Origin of the sequence: Enterobacter sp. HK-058-C-ECC (assembly GCF_047531125.1) — a bacterium.
GTDB lineage: Bacteria > Pseudomonadota > Gammaproteobacteria > Enterobacterales > Enterobacteriaceae > Enterobacter > Enterobacter quasiroggenkampii.
The window spans coordinates 274535-298798 of sequence record NZ_JBLKCH010000003.1 but is presented as its reverse complement, the minus strand read 5'-3'; the positions used below and the strand labels follow the sequence as shown (position 1 = coordinate 298798).

Annotated in this window: 23 protein-coding genes and 1 tRNA gene; 14 read left to right on the top strand and 10 right to left on the bottom strand. The window is 56.9% G+C overall.

Annotated elements, in window-relative coordinates; genetic code table 11:
- Position 1 precedes the first annotated feature (1 nt).
- Complete coding sequence (gene pgaA, locus ACMWJS_RS09520) at positions 2-2440, bottom strand: poly-beta-1,6 N-acetyl-D-glucosamine export porin PgaA (protein ID WP_414746986.1); 2439 nt, start codon at positions 2438-2440, stop codon at positions 2-4.
- A 672-nt stretch (positions 2441-3112) separates the two neighbouring features.
- Between pgaA and ACMWJS_RS09515 the strand changes: the two genes are divergently transcribed.
- A complete protein-coding gene (locus tag ACMWJS_RS09515; RefSeq protein ID WP_045909946.1) occupies positions 3113-3640 on the top strand; it encodes a LuxR C-terminal-related transcriptional regulator in 528 nt (175 codons plus the stop codon).
- A 292-nt stretch (positions 3641-3932) separates the two neighbouring features.
- Complete coding sequence (locus tag ACMWJS_RS09510; protein ID WP_045910153.1) at positions 3933-4325, top strand: hypothetical protein; 393 nt, start codon at positions 3933-3935, stop codon at positions 4323-4325.
- A gap of 140 nt (positions 4326-4465) precedes the next feature.
- On the opposite strand, the gene ACMWJS_RS09505 is transcribed toward ACMWJS_RS09510, so the two are convergent.
- A tRNA-Phe gene (locus tag ACMWJS_RS09505) sits at positions 4466-4541 on the bottom strand.
- Positions 4542-4636: 95 nt separating this feature from the next.
- The gene (locus tag ACMWJS_RS09500) at positions 4637-5350 is read right to left on the bottom strand and encodes a DUF554 domain-containing protein (protein ID WP_032653359.1); all 714 of its coding nucleotides are present in this window, start codon (positions 5348-5350) and stop codon (positions 4637-4639) included.
- Positions 5351-5531: 181 nt separating this feature from the next.
- On the opposite strand from ACMWJS_RS09500, the gene ACMWJS_RS09495 reads away from it, so the two are divergent.
- Entirely contained in the window at positions 5532-7667 is a 2136-nt protein-coding gene (locus tag ACMWJS_RS09495; protein ID WP_414746985.1) for an ornithine decarboxylase, read from the top strand.
- 88 nt (positions 7668-7755) lie between these two features.
- Here the strand turns inward: ACMWJS_RS09495 and ACMWJS_RS09490 are convergent, their stop codons facing one another.
- Positions 7756-8448 carry a response regulator gene (locus ACMWJS_RS09490; protein WP_045909944.1) on the bottom strand — a complete coding sequence of 231 codons (693 nt, stop codon included), beginning with the start codon at positions 8446-8448 and terminating at the stop codon, positions 7756-7758.
- Positions 8438-10063 carry a sensor histidine kinase gene (locus ACMWJS_RS09485; protein ID WP_045909943.1) on the bottom strand — a complete coding sequence of 542 codons (1626 nt, stop codon included), beginning with the start codon at positions 10061-10063 and terminating at the stop codon, positions 8438-8440. The genes ACMWJS_RS09490 and ACMWJS_RS09485 overlap by 11 nt, the downstream gene beginning before the upstream one ends.
- A gap of 344 nt (positions 10064-10407) precedes the next feature.
- On the opposite strand from ACMWJS_RS09485, the gene ACMWJS_RS09480 reads away from it, so the two are divergent.
- Genes ACMWJS_RS09480 through citG form a run of 8 tightly spaced genes read left to right on the top strand, consistent with a single transcriptional unit; the run spans position 10408 to position 17719 of the window.
- Positions 10408-11769, top strand: coding sequence for a 2-hydroxycarboxylate transporter family protein (locus ACMWJS_RS09480; protein WP_021242090.1), 1362 nt, complete (start codon positions 10408-10410; stop codon positions 11767-11769).
- A 17-nt stretch (positions 11770-11786) separates the two neighbouring features.
- Entirely contained in the window at positions 11787-12650 is an 864-nt protein-coding gene (locus tag ACMWJS_RS09475; protein WP_045134818.1) for a fumarylacetoacetate hydrolase family protein, read from the top strand.
- 13 nt (positions 12651-12663) lie between these two features.
- Entirely contained in the window at positions 12664-13686 is a 1023-nt protein-coding gene (citC, locus tag ACMWJS_RS09470; protein WP_414746984.1) for a [citrate (pro-3S)-lyase] ligase, read from the top strand.
- Between the two features lie 16 nt (positions 13687-13702).
- Positions 13703-13996, top strand: coding sequence for a citrate lyase acyl carrier protein (gene citD / locus ACMWJS_RS09465; protein WP_090418625.1), 294 nt, complete (start codon positions 13703-13705; stop codon positions 13994-13996).
- Positions 13993-14868, top strand: coding sequence for a citrate (pro-3S)-lyase subunit beta (citE, locus tag ACMWJS_RS09460; RefSeq protein ID WP_023344877.1), 876 nt, complete (start codon positions 13993-13995; stop codon positions 14866-14868). Before citD ends, citE begins: the two co-directional genes overlap by 4 nt.
- Before the next feature lie 10 nt (positions 14869-14878).
- Entirely contained in the window at positions 14879-16402 is a 1524-nt protein-coding gene (citF, locus tag ACMWJS_RS09455) for a citrate lyase subunit alpha (RefSeq protein ID WP_414746983.1), read from the top strand.
- On the top strand, positions 16399-16938 hold the full coding sequence (citX, locus tag ACMWJS_RS09450) for a citrate lyase holo-[acyl-carrier protein] synthase (RefSeq protein WP_167213563.1): 540 nt from the start codon (positions 16399-16401) through the stop codon (positions 16936-16938). The genes citF and citX overlap by 4 nt, the downstream gene beginning before the upstream one ends.
- A complete protein-coding gene (citG, locus tag ACMWJS_RS09445) occupies positions 16916-17719 on the top strand; it encodes a triphosphoribosyl-dephospho-CoA synthase CitG (protein ID WP_414746982.1) in 804 nt (267 codons plus the stop codon). The genes citX and citG overlap by 23 nt, the downstream gene beginning before the upstream one ends.
- Before the next feature lie 80 nt (positions 17720-17799).
- On the opposite strand, the gene ACMWJS_RS09440 is transcribed toward citG, so the two are convergent.
- The 4 genes from ACMWJS_RS09440 to mutY all read right to left on the bottom strand — a co-directional run bounded on the left by ACMWJS_RS09440 (position 17800) and on the right by mutY (position 21826).
- A complete protein-coding gene (locus ACMWJS_RS09440; RefSeq protein ID WP_008499767.1) occupies positions 17800-19056 on the bottom strand; it encodes a nucleoside permease in 1257 nt (418 codons plus the stop codon).
- Positions 19057-19274: 218 nt separating this feature from the next.
- Positions 19275-20351 carry a membrane-bound lytic murein transglycosylase MltC gene (mltC, locus tag ACMWJS_RS09435; RefSeq protein WP_414746981.1) on the bottom strand — a complete coding sequence of 359 codons (1077 nt, stop codon included), beginning with the start codon at positions 20349-20351 and terminating at the stop codon, positions 19275-19277.
- A gap of 124 nt (positions 20352-20475) precedes the next feature.
- Positions 20476-20748, bottom strand: coding sequence for an oxidative damage protection protein (locus ACMWJS_RS09430; RefSeq protein WP_008499765.1), 273 nt, complete (start codon positions 20746-20748; stop codon positions 20476-20478).
- A gap of 25 nt (positions 20749-20773) precedes the next feature.
- Entirely contained in the window at positions 20774-21826 is a 1053-nt protein-coding gene (gene mutY, locus ACMWJS_RS09425; protein ID WP_172644125.1) for an A/G-specific adenine glycosylase, read from the bottom strand.
- Between the two features lie 144 nt (positions 21827-21970).
- Here mutY and trmB point away from each other — a divergent pair, with 144 nt between their 5' ends.
- From trmB to ACMWJS_RS09410, 3 genes are read left to right on the top strand one after another with little or no spacing between them, the layout of a single operon-like run.
- The gene (trmB, locus tag ACMWJS_RS09420; protein ID WP_048224819.1) at positions 21971-22690 is read left to right on the top strand and encodes a tRNA (guanosine(46)-N7)-methyltransferase TrmB; all 720 of its coding nucleotides are present in this window, start codon (positions 21971-21973) and stop codon (positions 22688-22690) included.
- On the top strand, positions 22690-23016 hold the full coding sequence (locus ACMWJS_RS09415; RefSeq protein WP_003862421.1) for a YggL family protein: 327 nt from the start codon (positions 22690-22692) through the stop codon (positions 23014-23016). The genes trmB and ACMWJS_RS09415 overlap by 1 nt, the downstream gene beginning before the upstream one ends.
- A 56-nt stretch (positions 23017-23072) precedes the next feature.
- Entirely contained in the window at positions 23073-23789 is a 717-nt protein-coding gene (locus ACMWJS_RS09410; RefSeq protein ID WP_008499762.1) for a DUF2884 domain-containing protein, read from the top strand.
- Between the two features lie 82 nt (positions 23790-23871).
- Here the strand turns inward: ACMWJS_RS09410 and ACMWJS_RS09405 are convergent, their stop codons facing one another.
- Complete coding sequence (locus ACMWJS_RS09405; RefSeq protein WP_414746980.1) at positions 23872-24210, bottom strand: endonuclease domain-containing protein; 339 nt, start codon at positions 24208-24210, stop codon at positions 23872-23874.
- Positions 24211-24264 lie beyond the last annotated feature (54 nt).

The following is a 24264-nucleotide window of genomic DNA, read 5'->3' as shown; positions in this document are numbered from 1 at the left end:
CTTAAAAGCGTAAAGTCGCATCAAACGTGACGGAGAGGTTGCTCTCGCGTTTGCCGTCGTAAGGGCGCTTGTCCCAGTTCAGCATCACGCCGGTATCCATGACGTTGTTCCACTGAACGCGTTGTCCGTAACCCAGCAGAGCGATGGCGCCAGCGGACTGATTTTTCTGCCAGTAGCGGCCGCCTCCCGCCACGAACTGCTGGCTCCAGAGGGTGTCGTAATGGCGGAGCATCTCATGGTCAACGGCCAGGGCGGCCGTCACGGAAAGATCCCGTGCCGGGTTGTAATAGAGGGTGTCCCGCAGGCTGTTTTTGCTGGCAGCGATCCCCGGTTCGAGATCCAGCGTCAGGGACGGTGTCTGCCAGAGACGCTCCTTACCCGTGAGGGTGTATTCCTGTCGGCGGTTATGGTCCGAGAAGCGGCTGAGGGCGGCGTTGAACTGATATTCACGACGCTCGTTTTGATACCAGCGCACCCCGCCTTCCCCCCGGTTGGCGCTGATCCCGTTGCGTAACGCCCGCAGGGGCGTGGTGCGCGACAGGCGCTCAAGGCTGCCGCTGACCTGCCAGTTATCGGTGACAAAGTACGTTGTTGAGAGGCGAGCGCCCGGCTTGTTCGCCCCGTGATAGCGGTTGCTGGAGAGCTCGGCTTCGAGTTGGAGATCGCGTGGCCGCCATTCGATACCGCCCAACAGATGGCGGCTGGTGCCTTTGCCTTCATCGAAATTACCCTCTGCATAGCGGGTGCCGGCAAACAGCCGCCAGTTATCCGCTACGGGCGGGCCATAGAGCGTGGCGTCCCAGTTGAGGTCGTGCGTCCCGCTGACGGGGTTATCGGAGTGCAAACCCTTGCTCGCGTTGAGGCGCAACTCGGACATATGGTGGACGGTGCGGAGCCTGTCCAGACGCCTGGCGCTGCGATCGCGCGGCGCGCGGGTGATGACGTCGTCGGCCAGTAAATCCATCTGCCGCCACTCCTGCAGATCCATAGCGACGTAAGCCTGCTGCTGCTCAAGCTCCAGATTCGAGGGCTCCAGCGCCTCCGCCATTTTCAGCGTTTGCTCCGCCGCGCGCGGCAGACCCCGCGCCTGAAGCAGCGTGGCGTAGTCAATCTGCAATCCCTGATTGCCCGGCGCGGTTGTCGCCAGACGTCGCGCCAGCTTTTCGGCTTCCGGCAGGGCATTCGTCGCCAGCAAATAGTTAAAACGGAGCGACTGACCGGCAAGCCATCGATCGTTCGGCTGAGGGGTAGGGGAACCGAAATCGTAACGGGTCCTGGGAACGTTGCGGGACTGGCGCTCTGCATACCGGCGGGCGGACGGATACTCTCCCGTATCCAGCCAGGCGTAGAAAAGCGCGTGCTCTTCGTCCTGCGGGTCAGATGCGTATTGCGGATAGCGTTGCAGAAGCGCGAAGGCGGCGGCAGCGTTTTTCTCCTGCAGATATGCGGAGATCACCCAGCCGATTGCCCAGCCCGGCACCGGATGCCGGGCTGCCGTCAGATCCTGATATTCGCTGATGACCCGCGGGTAATCGGCATGAGCGTACAGCGCGCCGAGCCGGTCGATACGCGCAAGGACGATGTCTTCCGCCGCCTGTGGATCGCCTTGCCAGCGAGACAGCAGCGCGTCGTAACGATTCAGCGCAGATTGCGCAAGTTGCAGGCGCTCCTTTTCTGATCTGCCTGGCACATCTGCAAGGCGAACGCTTTCGGCTGCGGCATTCAGCTCAAGACGACGACGTTCCGCGGGGGACAGCGCCACCTTTTGTGAAAGCAGGAGCGCGGGGGTATTGACCCGGTTATCCGTTAGCGCGTCGATCAGCTCGCGAAGAAGCGCGTGATTTTCTGGCGCGATATCCAGCGCGCGCGTGTCGGCTAAAATCCGATCCCAGCTTTTTCCCTGGCGTTGCCAGACGTACGCCAGTGTCTGGAGATGCGCCTGCGAGGGATCCTCCGCCACCAGCTGTCGGGCTTCCTGCAGGGCAACCGTATCTTTACGGGCATCGGCCAGGGTTTTGATATAGCCGATACGATAATCGTCGTTATCCGGCGCAAGGCTGCGCGCTTCTTTCCAGAGCGCCAGAGCGGGCTGCCACGCTTTTTGATTTCGCCTGGCCTGTGCGACAGCCGCAACGCCGCGGGCGGGCAGCGGCATATAAATGCTGTAGCGCTGCCAGACCTGAATAACCTCGTCATCATGGCCTGCCCAGGCCGCCACCTGTAACCAGTCCGCAACGTGTTCAGGCGTCAGGGCATGCTGCTGCTGATAACGCTGAAGATAATCGAGAAACGACGTGTAATTACCGTTACGCGCCTGTTGAATCTGTTGCTCATAAACGGATTCCGTAGCCTGAACCAGAACAGGAAAGAGTAATAACAGAAACAATAATGTTGGGGTGCGATAAAAGAATAATGTACTGAAGCTAAGTGATCTTTCCATATCTATTTGCCATTTGTTTTTCATGAATCCATTGCATAACACGGCCGCCTTTAAGCTCAGCGTAAAAGGCCATAAATGAGAACATTAAATCTGAATGCAGTGATGTTACTGGGTACTTACTTAAAGGTAATTATGGAACCTCATCTCAGTAGACTGGATGGGAGGTAATGTACACCTGATATGTTGCCGGATAAATATGCTGAAAAGCGGCTGCGTAGTTTTGAGATAATTCTGTAATGAGCAGCTTTTTGTGTTTATTTTGAATTGAATTATTAATTGTAATGCATTGAAATATAATGGTTTTATTTTTATTGTGACAGTTTTGTATATATTTTTAATGACGCTTATCTGCCTCAATTAAAGTACTTTCTGGTGCATGTTTGGGAAGTTTCATGACAAAAATTCTTAATGTTTAGAGAAGTGACTTTTCTGCGATTGTTTTTTATTTATAATTAATGGCAGCCATTGAATGATAGTCTACAGGAAGTCTTACTCATCAATGTGTGTATTGAGGGATGTCCAAAGCCAGAATACATTTATCGTTAATATAACAGCGCTATAAAACGAAGGCGGTATTCTTTTCGCAGGATCGTTCTTGCTTTAATCTAAAAGGGATGGTTAGTGGCAACTTCAATAGTGTTAGTGACTCAGGATCGCTACCTTGTCAGGGGCATGCGGATATTTTTTCCGGATATTATCCTGCTCGATTCGATTGACAGAAACATATTTGATAACGGTGCAGATGAATATTCTGTATTGATTGATAGTCGTTGTCCGCTCCGTTTATATGATTACCTGATACGCCATCCGGCCAGAACGAGAAAAACGATCTGCTGCGTTATGCTTGATATGCGACACCGCGAGGAGAATCTGCTCAGTATGAAGCTGTTTATGAATACGTCGCTGACGGCGCCGGATATGGCCTCGCTGTTTAACCTGGTGCTCAATATGAAGGGCCGTCGCCTGACCACGAAGTGGCTGCTGAATTTACGGCTGAGCACGCATGAAACGATCATGTTGCGGTTGCTGAGGGCAGGGATGTCAATGGAGGAGATTGCAGGCGAGCTGAATACGTCGGTGAAAAGTCTCTATCGCAAACGGACGGCGCTCTCAGAACGGCTGGGGGCGGAGAATTTCAACGAGGCGTGTTTGTTTATCTTCAAAAACAAACTGCTGGGCACAGGTGGGAACGATCCCTAAAGTTGTCAGGAATTCAAAAGCAAAAAACCGCCACGAGGGCGGGTTCGTTAATAAGGTGCGTGTTAACGCGCTTATCTCGATACCGGCGGATGTAAGGTGGCAAAAAATGAGCGGGTGGCGGTTGGATTTTGGGGGAGAGGAAACGCGTATTATAATGAAAAACGAATAGTATCTTCTGCTCTTTAACCCCGTTTATGAACTGCCTGAGGCTAAGCCAAGTGTTTTATCCTGAGCGGGTGATACCAGAAGGAGACTCCTGGAAGTGATTGAAAAATTTAAAAGGACGTTAGAAATGAATAAATATCTGTCTGGTCTGTGTGTTGTTTCTTTTTTTTATTTTTCTTCAATAGGTTACGCGCACTCTGCGGGTCTAAATAAAGTTCAGGTTAGTATCAAACCCAGCAGCGGTAATCTAGGATATATCCCGGTAATTTCTGATGCAGATGAAATCGAGCCTTCTGATTTCAGGGAGTCGGATCTACAGGAGATGCAGGATAGCCTGAGGAAGATGAAGTCCAACAACCGCAAAGTCGATGAGCTAACTCAGAAGGTTTCACAGCTTGAGAGAAAGAATTCTGAGCAGGAGAGTAAGATCGAGCGATTGCAAAGAAGCCTTGATGACATGAAGCGGAGCAACGACAACCTTTCAAATCAGGTCAGCAATTTATCCGGCAAAATTAAGTGATAAAAAAGAACCACCACCTGTATTAACTTACCGGGCTATTAGCGTAAGCGTGCCTGCATGAAAGCCACGCTTATCAGCGCCCAGAAATCGGCCGTAGCCATATAGCAAAAACCCAGCCATAGGCTGGGTTTTCTAAATAGTGGTGCCCGGACTCGGAATCGAACCAAGGACACGGGGATTTTCAATCCCCTGCTCTACCGACTGAGCTATCCGGGCAACGGGGCGCATTAAACCCGATCTGCCCGGTGGCGTCAACGAAAAATGTTGTTTTCGTTACGGACTGCGCAATCTCTCACCATTTCGCCGCATCCTTAAGCGAAAAAGTGCGTCCAGAGCGCGGAGAGCGGCATGGCGAGCAGCAGTGCGGGCAGCATGTTCACCACGGCAAACATCTTGATCCCACAGATGCGCAGCCCGGTAGCCAGCAGCAGCAGGCCGCCGACGGCGGTAAAGTCTGCCATCATCGCCGGCGTAGTGAGCGGGAGAATTAACGTGGCGCAGGTAGCCAGTGCCAGCTGGATAAGCAGCATCGGGACGCAAATCGCCGCCACGGCAATGCCGAGCGTGGTGGCAAAAATGGTGGCGGTGAAGAAATCAAGAAACGCTTTTGCAATCAAAATGCTCGGGTCGCCCGTCATCCCTTCCTGCATCGAACCGAAAATCCCGGTGCCGCTGGCGCAAAACAGAATAATGATGGCGACATAGTTCTGAATAAACGTCTCGTGCGTGCCGTGTTTCGCCTTGCCCGGTCGGGCTATCAGGTTTTTGGCTTTGCTCACCGCGCTGTTAATGCCTTTTTCCAGATAGCAAAATTCGCCAATCAGCGCGCCGAGCAGGGTGGCCAACACCATCACCGGCAGGTTGGCGCATTTGACCACCAACAGAATACCGATCCCTAACGATGCAAGGCCGAATATTGAGGGCATGGAGGTGCGAATACGCTCCGGCAGCCGCTGGCTTAGCACTGCGCCGAGTACGCCGCCCAGCAATACGGCTCCTGCGTTGATAAATGGCCCGATAACCAAAATTAACTCCTGTTATTTAATCATTGATATTGCATTATTATGGCACGTCAGCACTGCGCGGGCCTTAGCTTTGGGTGGTTTCGTGCATACTGATTCCTTCTTGCACCTCAAAATAAAAGGTGACATTATTGCGCGAATTTTCTCCTCCCTGTCTCACCGTTCGGTGAGGGTAATTGCGCTTATGAAAACCATGAAAATCGCCGTCAGCCGCGAGCTGCTCTCAACTGTGTCTACGCACCGCGAAAAGGTGACGCTGGACAGCACGGATTTCACCGATGTGGCAGCCGTCGTCATGACGACGACAGAGAGTCGCAGCGGCATCCTTGCATTGCTGAAACGCACGGGCTTTCAGCTACCGGTGTTTATTTTCTCTCAGGAGCCAACGGAGGTGCCTGACGGCGCCACCGCGGTCATCACGGGTAAAGCTCAGGAGTTTCTGGAGCTGGAAACTGCTGCCAGCCGTTACGAAGAGAACCTGCTGCCGCCCTTTTTCGACACCCTGAGTCAGTATGTGGAGATGGGCAACAGCACTTTCGCCTGTCCAGGACACCAGCACGGCGCCTTTTTCAAAAAACACCCGGCAGGGCGACAGTTCTATGATTTCTTCGGTGAGAACGTGTTTCGCGCCGACATGTGCAATGCCGACGTGAAGTTGGGCGATCTGCTGATCCACGAAGGGTCCGCCAAGCATGCGCAAAAATTCGCGGCGAAAGTGTTCAACGCAGATAAAACGTACTTCGTGCTGAACGGGACGTCGGCGGCCAACAAGGTGGTGACCAATGCGCTGCTCACCCGCGGCGATCTGGTGCTGTTCGACCGCAACAACCATAAATCTAACCACCACGGGGCGCTGATCCAGGCGGGTGCCACGCCGGTTTATCTGGAGGCCGCACGTAACCCGTTTGGCTTTATTGGCGGGATTGACGACCACTGCTTTGACGACGCGTATCTGCGGGATCTGATCCGCGAGACGGCGCCGGAGAAGGCCGACGAGCCGCGTCCGTTCCGTCTGGCGATCATTCAGCTAGGCACCTACGACGGGACGATCTACAACGCCCGTCAGGTGATCGACAAGATCGGCCATCTGTGCGACTACATCCTCTTTGACTCCGCCTGGGTGGGCTACGAGCAGTTTATTCCGATGATGGCGGAAACATCCCCGCTGTTGCTGGAGCTGAACGAGAACGATCCGGGGATTTTCGTGACCCAGTCGGTGCACAAACAACAGGCCGGATTCTCGCAAACCTCGCAGATCCATAAAAAGGATAACCACATTCGTGGTCAGGCGCGTTTCTGCCCGCACAAGCGGCTGAACAACGCCTTTATGCTGCATGCCTCCACCAGCCCGTTTTACCCGCTATTTGCGGCACTGGATGTCAACGCGAAAATACATGAAGGGGAGAGCGGACGCAGGCTGTGGGCGGAGTGCGTCGAGCTGGGCATTGAGGCGCGCAAGGCGATCATTGCCAACTGCCATATGATTAAACCGTTTATCCCGCCGGTGGTGGCGGGGCGGCCGTGGCAGGATCATCCGACGCACGCCATTGCCAGCGAGCTGCGCTTCTTCAGCTTCGAGCCGGGGGCCAAATGGCACGGGTTTGAGGGCTATGCAAGCGAGCAGTACTTTGTCGACCCGTGCAAGCTGTTGCTGACCACGCCGGGCATCGATGCCGAAACCGGGGAGTACACCGATTTCGGGATCCCGGCGACGATTCTGGCGCACTACCTGCGTGAAAACGGCATCGTGCCGGAGAAATGCGACCTTAACTCGATTCTGTTCCTGCTGACGCCTGCCGAAAGCAGCGAGAAGCTGGCGCAGCTGGTGGCGATGCTGGGGCAGTTTGAACAGCATATTGAAGACGATACGCCGCTGGCGGACGTGCTGCCGACGATCTTCCAGAAATACCCGGTGCGTTACCGGGATTATACCCTCCGCCAGCTGTGCCAGGAGATGCACGATCTCTACGTCAGCTTTGACGTGAAGGATTTGCAGAAGGCGATGTTCCGCAAGGAGAGCCTGCCTGAGGTGGTGATGAACCCGCAGGATGCCAATCAGGCGTATATTCGCGGAGACGTGGAGCTGGTTCGCATACGGGATGCCGAAGGGCGAATTGCGGCCGAAGGGGCGCTGCCCTATCCGCCGGGCGTACTGTGCGTGGTCCCGGGTGAAGTCTGGGGCGGGGCGGTACAGCGTTACTTCCTGGCGCTGGAGGAGGGCATCAACCTGCTGCCGGGCTTCTCGCCGGAACTGCAGGGCGTTTACAGCGAGAAAGATGCCGACGGGATTAAGCGGCTGTATGGGTATGTGTTGAAGTAGACTCTTGCCCGAACGTAGGCCGGGTAAGCGTCAGCGCCACCCGGCGACTTGCCCGGTGGCGCAAGCTTACCGGGCCTACAATACAGCTTCAGGCTTCTGCGCGGCGGTACATCCTCCTCGGATGCCCAATCTTGCCGTACAGCATCTCCACGCTGAGAAAGCCCGTCTCCACGCAGTGTTCCAGATAGCGACGGGTAGTGGTTTTACTTAATCCCGTCTCGCTTACCACCTCATCCACAGTAAAGCAGTGCGTGGCTTTGTCGTTGAACAGCGACTGCACCCGCGCCAGCGTGTTTTCCTCAATGCCCTTGCTGCCGTTGTCCTGGCGGTAGTTTTTCGCCTGAAGCTGATACAGCGAATCCACGTTCTGCTGGTCGACAATCTTCCAGACCCTCTGCTGTTCGGCAAACTGCACGAAGCGCTCCAGCGACTGGCTAAGCCGCTTCCAGGAGACGGGCTTGAGGATGTAGTCGAACGCGCCGTTGCGGATCGCCTGGCTGCAGGTGTCCATATCGCTGGCGGCAGTGATAAAAATCACCGAGCAGTTGGCGCGGGCCAGCATGGGGTTATTGATCAGCGAGATCCCTTTGCCGTCCGGCAGATAGTTATCCAGCAGCACCAGCTGCGGCTGTTTGTTTGCAAGCTCTGCCTGGGCCGCAGCCAGCGACGAGGCAATGCCCACCAGCCTCAGACGCGGATGTTTGCCTATCAGCTCCGCGTGCAGTTGCGCCAGTTCGTTCTCGTCTTCAACAATCAGTACGTCGATAAGTTCATGTTGCATAGTCGGTGTCTTCCAGTTGCCGGGCGGTTCCCGTGGCCGGGATAAACAGGGAGAAAATGGCGCCGCGCGGCGTATTATCGGCAACTTCTATCGCGCCGCCAGCCTGTGTGACATAGCTTTCGATCAGATACAGACCAATCCCATGATCGCCGCGTGTTTTGGTGGTGATGCCGCGTTCAAAGATCCGGTCACGGATCTCCGGCTTGATGCCCACGCCCTGGTCGGCCACTTCAATGATCAGCTCCTGTTCGCTGAGCTTTATCAGCACCTCCACCGGCGCGTGGGGAAGCGGCGACCGCTGTGTCGCTTCGATGGCGTTATCCAGCAGGTTGCCAATAATCGAAATCAGCTCTTGCTCCCCCAGCGGCAGGAACGGTCTGTCCAGACGACAAGCCGGGTCGAAACTCAGTTCGACGCCTTTCTCCCGCGCGCGGGCGGCCTTGCCCAGCAGCAGGCCGCACAGGGTCGGGGAGCTAAAGCGCGAAGAGATAAAGTCCAGCAGCTCCTGGGCGTGTTCAGACTGCGCCTGAATGTAGCCAATCGCCTCCTCATAGCGGCCCATGTGCAGCAGGCCGGAGAGGGTGGTCATCCGGTTTAGCTGCTCATGACGCATGATGCGGAGGTTATCGACATAGCGTTTGACCTGGCTGAGCTGGGCGCTCAGCGAGTCGATCTCGTTGCGATCGCGGAAGGTGATCACCCAGCCCTGTAGCGATCCCTCAAGCATGATGTGGACCCGGCTGGCAATCACCGTCAGATCGTTAAAACGGCAAATCTCATCATGGGTATCTTTCGCCAGCATCGTCTGCGTGTCGAAGAACGGGACCGGATCGATCACCTGGCTTATCAGCTGCCCGCGCAGCTCACGGGCCGGCTGGCTCAGCCCCAGCAGCTTGCGGGCCGCCTGGTTGATCACCTCAATCCGCCTTTGATCGTCAATGGCAATCACCCCTTCATAAATAGACTCCATCAGCGCCTTCTGCTGGCGCACCAGCAGGCCGATCTCGCGCGGCTCAAGGGAGAAGATCTGCTTCTTAATACTGCGGGTAAAGAACCAGGAGAAGATAAAGAGAGCAATCAGCAGCAGCACGGCGGCAATCAGGATATTGACCACTTTACTGACGGTAATGGTGTCCAGGTAGCTGGTGAGATAGCCGACCGAAACAATGCCGACCACCTGTCCGGCAGCGTTGAAAATGGGGGCCTTACTGCGCAGCGAAATGCCCAACCCGCCTTTGCGGATGGTGGTGGTGCTTTTACCCTGCAATACGGCGTCGTTGTCGCCGCCTACCAGCGTGGTGCCCACTCTGTCGGCGAAGACGGAGTGAAAAAGATGCTGGCCCTTATTATCGCCAATCACAATAAAGCTGGCGTCACTGTGCGCAGAAATCTTCTGCATAAAATCATGGATGGCGATGATATTCTTCTGTTCAACTTCATGTCGCAATGTTGGAATAAGCGCAATCTCTTCAGCCTGTATTTTGGCGCGCGTGCTCATTTCCTGATAAAGCTGTTTCCCGACATCGGCATAATAATATCCGCCCAGTAACGCAAAAAGCACTGAGAAAAAGGCAACCAGCGAAATAAACAGCTTGATCTGGAAAGAGACTTTCATAACTATCACGCAAGGTAGCGACAAAGATCGCCAATATATCATCTTTTTTCACGCGGGCGCCCGCTTTGCCGAAAACTTGTGATCCCTTGCACAGCGGGCGTTGTAAAAGCATCATCCCAAAGACGGGTGGCCTCTGGCTGCACGAATAAATGTTATTTGTTTGTTCAATTCAGAAAAGAAACCATAAAAACCACGACAATAAATAAGGCATAAATCACATTAAATAAAAGAAACCATTAAAACCATAGCTGCCATTAAAACTTCGCTTTTAATATGTCATTCCTCACATAAAGTAAGCCTTTGTGACTCTAAGCTGAACGCACAAAATAACCAAGGGGCTTATTATGAGCACAACTGACGATTCTTTCTCTGTTACCCACGACCCGATTGAAATTCAGCGGCCTTCGCTTAAAGAGCGCTGGTGGCATATTATGGATACCTGGAAAATCGGGATTATTCCTCTGCCGCTGTTCGTTCTGGCGGGCGCGCTGATCGCCATTGATTGCCTGGGCGGAAAACTGCCGAGCGATATCGTGGTGATGGTGGCGACGCTGGCCTTCTTCGGCTTTGCCTGCGGTGAGTTTGGTAAACGCCTGCCGATTGTCGGCAAGCTCGGCGCGGCGGCGATTTGCGCCACCTTTATCCCTTCCGCGCTGGTCTATTATGGCCTGCTGCCGGACGTGGTGGTCGAGTCCACCACCAAGTTCTACAAATCCACCAACATCCTCTACCTCTATATCTGCTGCATTATTGTCGGCAGCATCATGAGCATGAACCGCACGGTGCTGATTCAGGGCTTCCTGCGCATCTTCTTCCCGATGCTGTGCGGCGAAATCGTCGGCATGCTGGTGGGGATGGGCGTCGGCCTGGCGCTGGGTCTTGAGCCATTCCAGATCTTCTTCTTTATCATCCTGCCAATCATGGCGGGCGGCGTTGGGGAAGGGGCGATCCCGCTTTCCATCGGCTATGCCACCCTGCTGCATATGGACCAGGGCGTGGCGCTCGGTCGCGTGCTGCCGATGGTCATGCTCGGCGGTCTGACGGCGATCATCATCTCCGGCTGCCTGAACCAGCTTGGTAAACGCTACCCGCATCTGACCGGTGAAGGCCAGCTGATGCCTAACCGCGCCAATGCCGATGCCACCGTCTCTCAGCCTGCATTCTCCGGCAAAGCGGACGTGACCACGATCGCCTCCGGCGCGCTGCTGGCGGTGCTGCTCTACATGCTGGGCATGCTCGGCCACAAGCTGATTGGCCTGCCTGCGCCGGTCGGCATGCTGTTTATGGCGGTGCTGGTGAAGCTCTGCAACGGCGCCTCTCCGCGCCTGCTGGAAGGCTCTCAGGTGGTGTACAAATTCTTCCAGACCTCTGTGACCTACCCGATTCTCTTTGCCGTTGGCGTAGCCATCACCCCATGGCATGAACTGGTGGCCGCCTTCACGCTGACCAACCTGCTGGTGATTATCAGCACCGTCTCCGCGCTGGTGGCGACCGGGTTCTTCGTCGGCAAAAAGATTGGCATGCACCCGATTGATGTCGCCATCGTCTCCTGCTGCCAGAGCGGCCAGGGCGGTACCGGCGACGTGGCGATCCTGACCGCAGGCAACCGCATGAGCCTGATGCCGTTCGCCCAGATTGCTACCCGTATCGGCGGGGCGATTAACGTCTCCATCTCTCTGCTGATTCTGGGCAACTTCCTCGTTTAAGTTTTCAGGAAAGAACAATGAAACTCGCAAGCTTTTTATACCAGGGAAAACGCAGCTACGGCATCGTGCAGGCCGACGGCGTGATTGATTTAGGCCGCCGTCTGGGCGACCGCTACAGCGACCTCAAGGCGTTGCTGCAGGGCAACGGGCTGGCGCAGGCCACCCGCTACCTGAACGATGCCGTGGACGTGCCGATGAGCGCCATCACCTTCTTACCGGTGATTGAGCAGCCGGAAAAAATCCTCTGTGTGGGCATGAACTACGCCGACAAGCGCAAGGAGTTTGACCAGCACAACCCGGCCCCGACGCTGTTTGTCCGCTTCCCGGATTCACAGACCGGCCACAACGAGCCGGTGCTGAAGCCGCGCCACTCCAGCGAATTCGACTACGAAGGCGAACTGGCGGTGATCATCGGTAAAGGCGGGGAGAACATCAGCCGCGACGACGCCCTGCGCCACGTGGCGGGCTACAGCTGCTACATGGACGGCTCCGCCCGCGACTGGCAGCACACCTGGTTCACCGCTGGTAAAAACTGGCGTCAGACCGGCGCGTTTGGTCCGTGGATGGCGACGGCGGATGAGATCCCCGATCCGCACCAACTGGCGATTCGCACCTGGCTGAACGGCCGCATGGTGCAGGAAGACAACACCAGCAGCATGATCCACAAGGTTGCGGAGCTGATCGAGTACATCAGCACCTTCACCCGCTTAAGTCCTGGCGATGTGATCATCACCGGATCCCCTGGCGGGGTGGGTAAAAAGCGTAACCCGCCGCTGTTTATGAAAGAGGGCGATCGCATTGAGGTGGAGATCGAGCATATCGGTCATCTGAGCAACGTGATTGTGGAAGCGCCAGCCGTCGGGCTTGCGGCAGCACATTAAGTAAGGCGGCAGCATGCACTCGCAACCCATCGATTTTTGCCACACGCTGGTGGCGAAACACCCGGAACGCTTAAGTCAGATCCGTTATCTGCTGGCAGACAGCGGCCTTGGCCTGGACAACGACATCACGCTGTTCGTCGAAGCCTGGTCCGGCTCGCAGCTGGTGGGTTGCGCAGGGCTTGCCGCCAACGTCATCAAGTGCGTGGCGGTTAACGAGCAGCTTCGCGGCGAGAACCTCAGCGCGCGGCTGCTGGCAGAGGTGGAACATGCGGCGCTGGAGCGCGGCCATTTTCACCTCTTCCTCTGCACCCGTCCGTGCAACCGGGAGCGTTTTGCCCGCAGCGGCTTCTGGCCGATTGCCCAGAGCGGGAACAACGCCGTGCTGATGGAGAACACCCCGCAGGGGATCGCGCGCTACTGCCGTTCTCTGCGCGCGAACCGCAAGTGCGGGGAGAAGATTGGCGCCATCGTGATGAACGCCAATCCGTTCACCCTCGGCCACCGCCATCTGGTGGAGCAGGCGGCGGCGCAGTGCGACGCCCTGCACCTGTTCGTGGTGCGTGAAGACGCCTCGTTCTTCCCGTTCAGCGCGCGGCTCGAGATGGTGCGCGCGGGCGTGGCGCATCTGCCGAACGTGGTGGTGCATGAAGGCTCGCAGTACATCATCTCTCGCGCCACGTTTCCGGCCTACTTCCTGAAGGAGACCGGCAAAGTGCAGCAGGCGTGGAGCGAGATTGACGTGCTGATCTTCCGGGACTTTATCGCCCCGGCGCTCGGCATTACGCACCGCTTCATCGGTTCGGAGCCGTTCTGCGATATCACCCGCCAGTACAACCAGACGCTGCACGACCTGCTGGCCTCGCATATCGAGGTGGTGGAAATGCCGCGCATCAAGGCCACCGGCAACGCCATATCGGCGTCCGAAGTGCGCCGATTACTGAAGACACAGCAGTTTTCCCGGATCCGGGAGATTGTCCCGGACTCCACCTTCGCGCATCTCGAAACGCATTACCGTGCGAGTGCGGAAGTCGCTTAACTACCAGGAATTTATCATGAAAATTGTAAGGGAGGCGCTGGCCGGAACGCAGGAGTCCAGCGACCTGATGGTGAAAATCGCGCCCGCTCACGGCGAGCTGGAGATCGTCATCCACAGCGAAGTGATTAAGCAGTTTGGCGAGCAGATTCGCCAGGTGGTCAACGACACATTGCGCGCCATGAACGTGCACCAGGGATTAATCATTATTGAAGACAAAGGGGCGCTGGACTGTGTGATTCGCGCCCGTCTGCAAAGCGCGCTGATGCGTGCCGCCGATGAACAGACCATCAACTGGGGGGCGCTGAAATGAGCAAACTCCGCCGCAGCATGCTGTTCCTGCCGGGCGCCAACGCCGCCATGCTCTCCACCGCCTTTATCTACCGTCCCGACTCCATCATGTTTGACCTGGAGGATGCCGTTGCCCTGCGCGAGAAGGATACCGCGCGCATGCTAGTGTTCCACGCGCTGCAGCATCCGATGTATCAGGATATCGAAACCGTGGTGCGCATTAACCCGCTGAGCACGCCGTTTGGCCTGCTTGATCTGGAAGCCGCCGTGCGGGCAGGCGTGGATGTGATTCGTCTGCCGAAAACCGATACCCCGGACGACATCTATGAGCTGGAGGGTCACCTCGAGCGCATCGAGCAGGCGTGCGGCCGCGAGATCGGTTCCACCCGCGTGATGGCGGCGATTGAGTCGGCCATTGGCGTCATCAACGCCGTGGCGATTGCCCGCAGCTCTCCGCGCCTCATCGGCATTGCGCTGGCCGCCTTTGACTACGTGATGGACATGCAGACCGAGCGCGGCGACGGCACCGAGCTGTTCTACGCCCGCTGCGCCGTGCTGCACGCCGCCCGCGCGGCGGGTATCGACGCCTTCGACGTGGTGTGGTCAGACGTTAACGACGAGGCCGGGTTCCTGCGCGAGGTCGATTTGATCCGCAAGATGGGCTTCAACGGCAAATCGCTGATTAACCCGCGCCAGATTGACCTGCTGCACAACGCCTACGCCCCGACGCAGGAAGAGGTGGATCACGCCAGAAGGGTGATTGAGGCGGCAGAAGAGGGCGAGCGTAACGGCCTGGGCGTGGTGTCGCTTAACGGCAAAATGGTGGATGCACCGATTATTAACCACGCGCAGGTGGTGCTGGAGCGCGCGGCGGCTTCCGGCGTGCGTCGGTAAGGATAAGACAATGAATCAGACTGAACTTCTTCATGTGAATTTTCCCCATCTGCGGGACTTAAAACCCTTTGATACCGCCCACAGCACCACGCCGTGGCTGGCGGACAGCGATGCGAAGCACAGCCGCAAGCTCTGCGCCTCTGTTGAAGAGGCGGTTAAGCGCTGCGGCCTGCGGGACGGGATGACCATCTCCTTCCACCATGCGTTTCGCGAAGGCGACCGGGTGATCAACACCGTCGTGGCGCTGCTGGCGCGAATGGGCTTCAAAAACCTGACGCTGGCCTCCAGCTCGCTGATGACCTGCAACGACGCGCTGATTGAGCATATCGAAAGCGGCGTCATCACCCGGATTTACACCTCCGGCATGCGCGGCAGGCTGGCGGACGCCATCTCCCACGGGCTGATGGACGAGCCGGTGCAAATTCACTCCCATGGCGGGCGCGTGAAGCTGCTCCAGGACGGCGAGCTGAATATCGACGTGGCATTTCTCGGCGTGCCGTGCAGCGATGAGTTTGGCAACGCCAACGGCACGCACGGCAAATCGTGCTGCGGCTCCCTGGGCTACGCCATGGTGGACGCGCACTTTGCCCACAAGGTGGTGCTGCTGACTGAAGAACTGGTGCCATTTCCTAATATGCCCGCCAGCCTGGTGCAGGACCAGGTGGACTACATCGTTCAGGTCGAGAGCGTGGGCGACCCGGCGAAAATCAGCGTCGGCGCGGCGCGCGTCACCAGCAACCCGCGCGAGCTGATGATCGCCCGCTATGCGGCGGACGTGATCGAGCATTCCGGCTACTTCAAGCCGGGCTTCTCAATGCAGACCGGCTCCGGCGCGGCGGCTACGGCCTGCACCCGCTTTATGGAAGAGAAGATGGAGCGCAGCGGCGTGAAGGCGCGCTTTGCGCTCGGCGGCATCACCGGCAGCCTGGTGGATCTGCACGAGAAGGGGCTCATCGAAAAGCTGCTCGATACCCAGTGCTTTGACGGTCAGGCGGCGGCCTCGCTGGCGCGCAACCCGAATCACGTGGAGATTTCCACCAACGTTTACGCCAACCCCGGCAGCAAGGCGGCAAGCTGCGATCAGCTCGACGTGGTGATCCTCAGCGCGCTGGAAATCGACGTCGAGTTCAACGTCAACGTCATCACCGGATCCGACGGCGTGATGCGCGGCGCGTCCGGCGGGCACTGCGACGTGGCCGCCGCGGCGAACCTGACCATCGTCGTTGCCCCTCTGCTGCGCAGCCGCATTCCGACTGTCGTGAAGCGGGTTACCACGCGCCTCACGCCGGGCGAAAGCATCGACGTGCTGGTTACCGATCACGGCATCGCGGTCCACCCGGCGCGCCCGGAAATCCGCGAGCGGCTGCTGGAAGCCGGGCTGAAGGTTGTAGATATCAACGCGCTGTACGAGCGAGCGATCTCCCTGACCGGCGTCCCGAAACCGATTGAGTTTACCGACAAAATCGTCGGGGTGATCCGTTACCGCGACGGCAGCGTGATCGACACCGTGCGACAGGTGAAGGAGGAAGTATGACTTTAGCGACACCCGTGCGGGCGGGTGTCAGCCTTGACGAACTGCTGGCGGCGAAAGAGCGCCGCGCAAAGCGCCAGGCTGACATGCTTGAGCACTATCAACAACCGGTGATTTCCCTCACGCTGGTCACGCCAGGTGAAATCAAGGACAGCCTGCGCTACCGCAATACCATGGGCGTGGCGCTGCAGATGTGCGACCAGCTGCTGTGGGAAAACCGCTGGCAGGTGCTGGACCGTCAGGTGCTGTGGCTCCCGACCGGACCTGAAGCCCTCTGGTGCGTGGCCCATCCGGCGGTGGAAATCAAAGCGCACTGTGCGGATCTGGAGCAGACGCACCCGCTCGGCAGGCTGTGGGATCTGGACGTGATTTGCCCTCAACACGGCCACGTCGGGCGTCAGTCGCTGGGGGCGAATCTCAGGCGCTGCCTGATCTGCGACGCGCCCGCCCACGCCTGTTCCCGTTCGCGCAACCACCCCGTTGAGCAGGTGGTTTCCCGCGTGGAGAAGACGATCGATGACTGGTTTGCTCGCGACTAAACCGCGCCCGGTTGACGTGCCCGCGCTTGCCGAAGCGGCGCTGTGGCAGGAGCTGGAGCTGACGCCCAAGCCGGGGCTGGTGGACAGGCTCAACAACGGTTCCCATCGCGATATGGACCACGCGCTGTTTGTCCGCAGCATCGCGGCGATTACACCGTGGTTTTCGCGCTTTGCCGAGCTGGGCTGCGCGCATGCGGATAAACCCGCTGGCGAACAGCTACGGCTTCTCCGCCCTATGGGGCTGGCCTGCGAGCAGGCCATGTATGCCGCGACGAACGGGGTGAACACCAACAAAGGCGGGATTTTTGCCCTGGGTTTACTGTGCTTCGCCGCCGGGCGTGTGAAAAATATCTCCGCAGAGAGCCTCTGCTGTGAGGTGAGTAACATCTGCCGCGGGCTGGTGTCGCGGGAGCTGGCCGCACGCAGCGGACAGGCGACGGCGGGCGAGCGACAGTTCCAGCAGTACGGCTTAACCGGCGCGCGCGGTGAGGCGGAGAGCGGCTTTGCGACGGTGCGTAAGGCGCTGGCGCAGTGGAATGGACATTCACTTCACGGCCTGCTGTTACGCCTGATGGCCGTCAATCAGGACAGCAATCTGGTATCTCGCGGCGGCATGGAAGGGTTGCGCTATGTTCAGAGCTACGCGCGGGAACTGCTGGCTAACGGCTGGGATCGCGAGGTGTTGATCAGAATGGATAACGCACTGATTGAACGGAACCTGAGCCCGGGCGGCAGCGCGGATTTACTGTCGGTGGGGTGGGTGCTGTCTGCAATAAAATAGCCGGGTGGCGGCTTCGCCTTACCCGGCCTACGGTCTGGTTTTGTAGGCCCGGTAAGCGTTAGCGCCACCGGGCACAACAATCAATGCGCGATCGGCTGCGCACCGTGCGGTTCACGCACGTGCTTGTACTTGAACAGCGCGATGAACGCGAAGAACAGCACCAGCGAGTACGCCGCGAAGATCAGCCACACCGGCTGCCAGTTGGTGATGCCGTTGGTGGTGTACATCTCAACCACTTTACCGCTCACCACGCCGCCCAGAATACAGCCGAAGCCGTTGGTCATCATCAGGAACATACCCTGCGCGCTGGCGCGGATTTCAGGCTTCACTTCTTTTTCCACAAACACCGAACCGGAGATGTTGAAGAAGTCGAAGGCGCAGCCGTAAACAATCATCGACAGCACCAGCAGCACGGTACCGAACGGGCTTGGGTCGCCGTAGGCGAACAGACCGAAGCGCAACATCCACGCCGCGATACTGATCAGCATGACGTTCTTGATGCCGTAGCGGCTCAGGAAGAACGGGATGGTCAGGATGAACAGCGTCTCAGAGATCTGAGAGATGGACATCATCACCGACGCATGTTCAACGATAAAGCTGCCGGAGAACAGCGGATTGTTATCAAAGCTGTGCAGGAAGGTGTTGCCGAACATGTTGGTGATCTGCAGCTCCGCGCCCAGCAGCATGGAGAAGATAAAGAAGATCGCCATGCGTTTGTTTTTGAACAGCGCGAAGGCATCCAGGCCGAGCATGGTGCTCCAGCTCTGGTTTTTCTGCTGGTTAGACACCGGAATGGTTGGCAGCGTCAGGGTGAAGATCGCCAGCAGCACGGAGAGCGCCGCACCGATATAGAGCTGCATATGGCTCAGTTCGAAGCCCGCGAAGCTCACGCCCCACATCGCCATGATAAAGCCTATGGTGCCCCAGATACGGATTGGCGGGAAATCGGTCACGATATCCATATCCGCGGACTTCAGGCGGTAGTAGGAGATGGTGTTGATCAGCCCAAGCGTTGGCATATAGGCCAGCGAGTTGAGCAGAATCACCATGAACATCGCCCCCGGCGTGGTCACCTGGGCTGCCATAAACAGCGTCCCCGCGCCCACCAGATGGCAAAGCATGTACAGCCATTTGGCGCTTAGCCATTTATCCGCCACGATCCCCAGCAGCGTCGGCATGAAGACCGCCGCAATACCGAGCGAGCTGTATACGGCACCGATTGACGCACCATCGAACTTGAGCGTCACAAACATATAGGAGCCGAGTGTAGTCAGCCAGCTACCCCACAGGCAGAACTGCAGAAACGACAATATTTTAAGCTGCAGCTTAAGGTTCATGTTACTTTCCTCACAAGTGAGCGGGAGATATGTTGTTATAGGAACATTCAGGGTTGTTATTTGATGCAATTCTATCAGTTGGCAACGATATGTTTTGTTACCTCCCGCAAAAAAATGCAATCCACATTAATTTGCAGTTTGGATTGTGATGCAAATAACATTTTCGTATGGGTGGGGGGAAGCAGAACACCTTCTCCTTGCAGGAGAAGGTGTGTTGATTAGCGACGACGATAGTTTTTCTGCGCCGTATTCACCTTATACAGGTACCGGCGGGATTCCGCAGACGGGTGGCGGGTGGTGAGGGTGGAGTAAACATCCCCCGGCGCCATGCTGTTGATGATGTTCGCGGCCTGCACTTTGTCATTCGAGAAGACGCGCAGCACGCTGCCCGCGCCGCCGTTATAGGCGGTGATCACCGCATAGCGACGCGACGTTGGGTTATCGATACCGCCGAGATACACATTATTCAGCATCGCCAGATAGGCGGTGCCGGTATCAATGTTGCTCTGCGGGTCGAACAGATAGCTGCGGCTCGGCGTGCCGGATTTCCCCTGCGCGCGGAAGACGTCTTTACCGGCGCTGTGCTGCACCACCTGCATCAGCCCCAGGGCGTCGGAACGGCTTACCGCATACGGGTTAAACGAGGATTCGGTCTGCATAATCGCCAGGATCAGCGACTCATCCACGCCGTACTTACGCGAGGCCTGACGCACCATGCCCAGATACTTATGCGCACGCTTGTCGAGGTGGTTCGGGACGAGGTTGATGGTGACGCTGTAGATAATCTTCAGACCGTTAGAGCGGCTCTTCAGGCGCGTCTGCAGCAGGTAGTCGGCAAATTTCGTGGCGCGACCTTCCCAACGGATCGGCTGACCGGTCTGATCGACAACCTGACCGTACAGGAACGGCTCTTTCGAGATGGTGATATCGTCGGCATCGGAGTAAAGATCGATAGAGCCCGGATCGTCACCCATCAGCAGGGTTTTAATAATCGCCTGACGGAGTCGAGCCGCAGGGTCCGTGCCTGCAATGGTCTCAATCTTGATCGTCCCCTCATCAAAGTTGATGTGGCTACGGGTCAGATAGGCGTCGGTGTACTTAACGTAGTCCTTAGGTCCGGCAATAAGAACTTCGTTAAATCCCCATATATTCTCGATGTTATGGGCAAACTGCCCCATCAAAATGTCAAAACCGTTGGTGTCCTTGATCCAGGCCTCGTTGTAATCATCGCCTTTTTTTGACGAACACGAGACCAGCAACGGCGCAACAAGGGCTAGCGCTAAAAGTTTTTTCATCATTCCGGGAGTGCGTGTTGTGTTTGCCTGGTCGTTGCTGTTGCCCGGCGGCGCTATGCTTGCACGGGCCTACGGTTTTGTAGGCCGGGTAAGCGTAGCGCCACCCGGCAACAGCCGCTCGATATTATTTTTCCGGTGGCGTATAGCCTTCGATGTGCACGTCTTTACCTTCGAACAGGAAGCTCACCATCTCCTGCTCCAGCAGCTTGCGGTGTTCCGGGTTCATCATGCTGAGTTTCTTCTCGTTGATCAGCATGGTCTGCTTTTTCTGCCACTGTCCCCAGGCTTCTTTGGAGATTTCATTGTAGATGCGTTTACCCAGCTCGCCCGGATAAAGCTGGAAATCCTGGCCTTCAGCGTCACGCTGCAGGAAAGTACAAAAAATCGTTCTGGCCATACTCATTCCTCTTTTTTGACCGATGCTAAACCATTGCACCGGCACGTAATTGCTGTAACAGGCGCTCCACGGGAGCCGCCAGCCCGACTGATGGCGGTTGCGCTAAGTTATACCAGAGAGCGGTGCCTTCATCCATGCACGAGGCGAAGGAGGACACGGGAAGCCACATCGGCACAATATCCAGATGGAAATGGCTGAAGGTGTGGCGAAACGCGGTCAGCTGCGTCAGGTTATCGGCAGCAATCCCACGCTGTTTAAGCCATTCACGCAGCAAGTCTTCATCTTCAAACTGTGGGAAGCAGTATAGACCACCCCACAGACCGCTCGGCGGACGCTGGGCCAGGAAGACCTCGTCACCGTGCTGCATCAGCAGCATATAGCCGGTGCGCTCCGGCAGCGTCTGTTTGGGTTTCTTGCCTGGATACTGCGCCCAGGAATGGTTGGCATACGCCACGCAGAGATTATTCACCGGGCAGAGCTCGCATTTGGGTTTTGAGCGCGTGCAGACCATCGCGCCAAGATCCATCATCGCCTGGTTAAAACGCTCCACCCCTTTCGCCGGAGTGACCGCTTCACTGATTTCCCACAGGCGTTTTTCAACGTCCTTCTTCCCCGGCCAGCCGTCAACGGCATAGCAGCGTGCCAGCACGCGCTTTACGTTGCCGTCGAGGATCGGGAAATGCTTGCCTAAAGACAGAGAGAGAATAGCGCCTGCGGTTGAGCGTCCGACGCCGGGGAGATCGGCCACCTCGTCGAAGGTTTCCGGGAATTTCCCGTTGTGGCGCGTCGCAACCTGCTGAGCGGCTTTGTGAAGATTACGCGCGCGGGCGTAATAGCCAAGACCGGTCCACAGGTGCAGCACCTCGTCCAGCGGGGCGTTGGCCAGGTCGGTCACTGTCGGGAAGCGCGCCATAAAACGCTCGAAGTAAGGGATTACCGTGGCGACCTGCGTTTGTTGCAACATCACCTCGGAGAGCCATACTTTGTAAGGCGTTTTTTCAATTTGCCAGGGCAGGGTTTTGCGCCCGTATTTGTCGTACCAGTCCAGCACCTGGGCTGAAAATTGAGAGGCTTGCATGGTCATCGATTCGCATAATCAGGGACGCAGATTGCAGCACAGCGTCAATCTGCTGTAAACCGGATCTTTCCCATGCTTGCATAGAAGCCTTAACTTTGGATAATGCCCGTTTCCCGAACATTCTCACAAGCAGACAACTCTTTTATGAAAAACGACGTCATTTCACCGGAATTTGATGAAAACGGTCGCCCGCTGCGCCGTATTCGCAGCTTTGTCCGTCGTCAGGGCCGCCTGACAAAAGGTCAGCAACACGCGCTGGACAACTACTGGCCGGTGATGGGCGTTGAGTTCAGCGAGCAGCCTCTGGATTTTGCCGAGCTGTTTGGCCGCGACGCACCGATCACGCTGGAAATTGGCTTCGGTATGGGCGCCTCGCTGGTGACCATGGCGAAAGCGCGCCCGGAGCAGAACTTCCTCGGTATCGAAGTCCACTCCCCGGGCGTTGGTGCGTGTCTGGCAACGGCCCATGAAGAGGGCGTTGAGAACCTGCGCGTGATGTGTCACGACGCGGTGGAAGTGCTGCACAAAATGATTCCTGACAATTCTTTAACCATGGTTCAGCTCTTTTTCCCTGACCCGTGGCACAAAGCGCGTCATAATAAACGCCGTATCGTTCAGGCGCCGTTTGCCGAGCTGGTTAAAAGCAAGCTGAAGCTGGGCGGTGTCTTCCATATGGCGACCGACTGGGAACCGTATGCGGAACATATGCTGGAAGTGATGTCGTCGCTGGACGGTTACAAAAACCAGTCTGCGAGCAACGACTATGTACCGCGTCCGGAATCGCGTCCGGTAACGAAATTTGAACAGCGTGGCCATCGTCTTGGTCACGGTGTATGGGACTTAATGTTCGAGAGGGTGAAATAATGGCAAAGAATCGTAGCCGTCGTCTGCGTAAAAAGATGCACATCGAAGAATTCCAGGAAGTGGGCTTCTCCGTTGCGTGGCGTTTCCCGGAAGGCACCAGCGTTGAGCAGATCGATCAGGACGTGGATGCGTTCATCAACGAGGTGATCGAGCCAAACAAACTGGCCTTCGACGGTAGCGGCTATCTGGCCTGGGAAGGTCTGATCTGCACCCAGGAAGTGGGTAAATGCACCGAAGAACATCAGGCTCTGGTCCGTAAATGGCTTGAAGACCACAAGCTCGAAGATGTCCGCGTCAGCGAACTTTTCGACGTTTGGTGGGACTAATTAAGCAGTAAGGGGCCAGCATTAGCTGGCCCGTTTTGTCTGAGGGAGTGTTTAAGATGCGCAAAACGTTGCTGGCAGTTGCTTTAATGGCAACCGGATTCACCGCCCATGCGGATTATCAATGTAGCGTCACCCCGCGTGATGACGTGGTGTTAAGCCCGCAAACCGTGCAGGTCAAAGGCGAGAACGGTAATCTGGTGATTACGCCAGAAGGGAACGTCACCTATAACGGCAAGCAGTACAACCTGACTGCCGCACAGCGCGAGCAGGCGAAAGACTACCAGTCCGAATTGCGTACCGCGCTGCCGTGGATTAATGAAGGTGCCCTGACGCGCGTCGAAAAGAGCCGCGTGGCGCTAGATAAGATCATCACTAAAGAGGTGGGGGAGAGCAGCAACATGCGCACCCGCCTGACGAAGCTGGACAAGCAGCTTAAAGAACAGATGAACCGGATTATCGAGACGCGCTCCGACGGCCTGACGTTCCACTACAAGGCGATTGATCAGGTCCGTGCCGACGGGCAGCAGCTGGTGAACCAGGCGATGGGCGGCATCCTGCAGGACAGCATCAACGAGATGGGTGCCAAAGCGGTGCTGAAAGGCGGCGGTAACCCGCTGCAGGGCGTGCTGGGCAGTCTGGGCGGCCTGCAAACCTCCATTCAGAACGAGTGGAAAAACCAGGAAGATGATTTCCAGCAGTTCGGCAAAGACGTGTGTAAACGCGTGGTGTCGCTGGAAGACAGCCGGAAGGCGCTGGTGGGGACGCTGAAATAAGGTCTCTGCGCACTGGGCCCCTCACCCCGGCCCTCTCCCCATGGGAGAGGGTGTAATCGTTCCCTCTCCCTGTGGGAGAGGGTTAGGGTGAGGGCATCAGGCATTGCAGTCGTTGCAGAATAGCCATCAACACCACCTCCTCATTAGCTCTGAATTCATTATTCCAGAACCGTACGACTTCCCATCCGTTCGCATTCATAAACTCGGTTCGACGTGAGTCATACTTATCTTTGTTCTGATGCTGACCACCGTCCAGCTCGATAATCAGCTTCGCCTTAAAGCAGGCAAAATCGACGATATACGGCCCAATCGGCATCTGACGGCGAAACTTATACCCAAAGAAACGACGACCTCTGAGCAAATACCAGAGGTGCAATTCTTCGGGCGTCATTTGTTTGCGGAGTTGTTTTGATTTTTCCATCCCCACACTCTGCCAGCCTTTCCCTCAGCCGGCAGAGCGGGATGCAAAATCCTG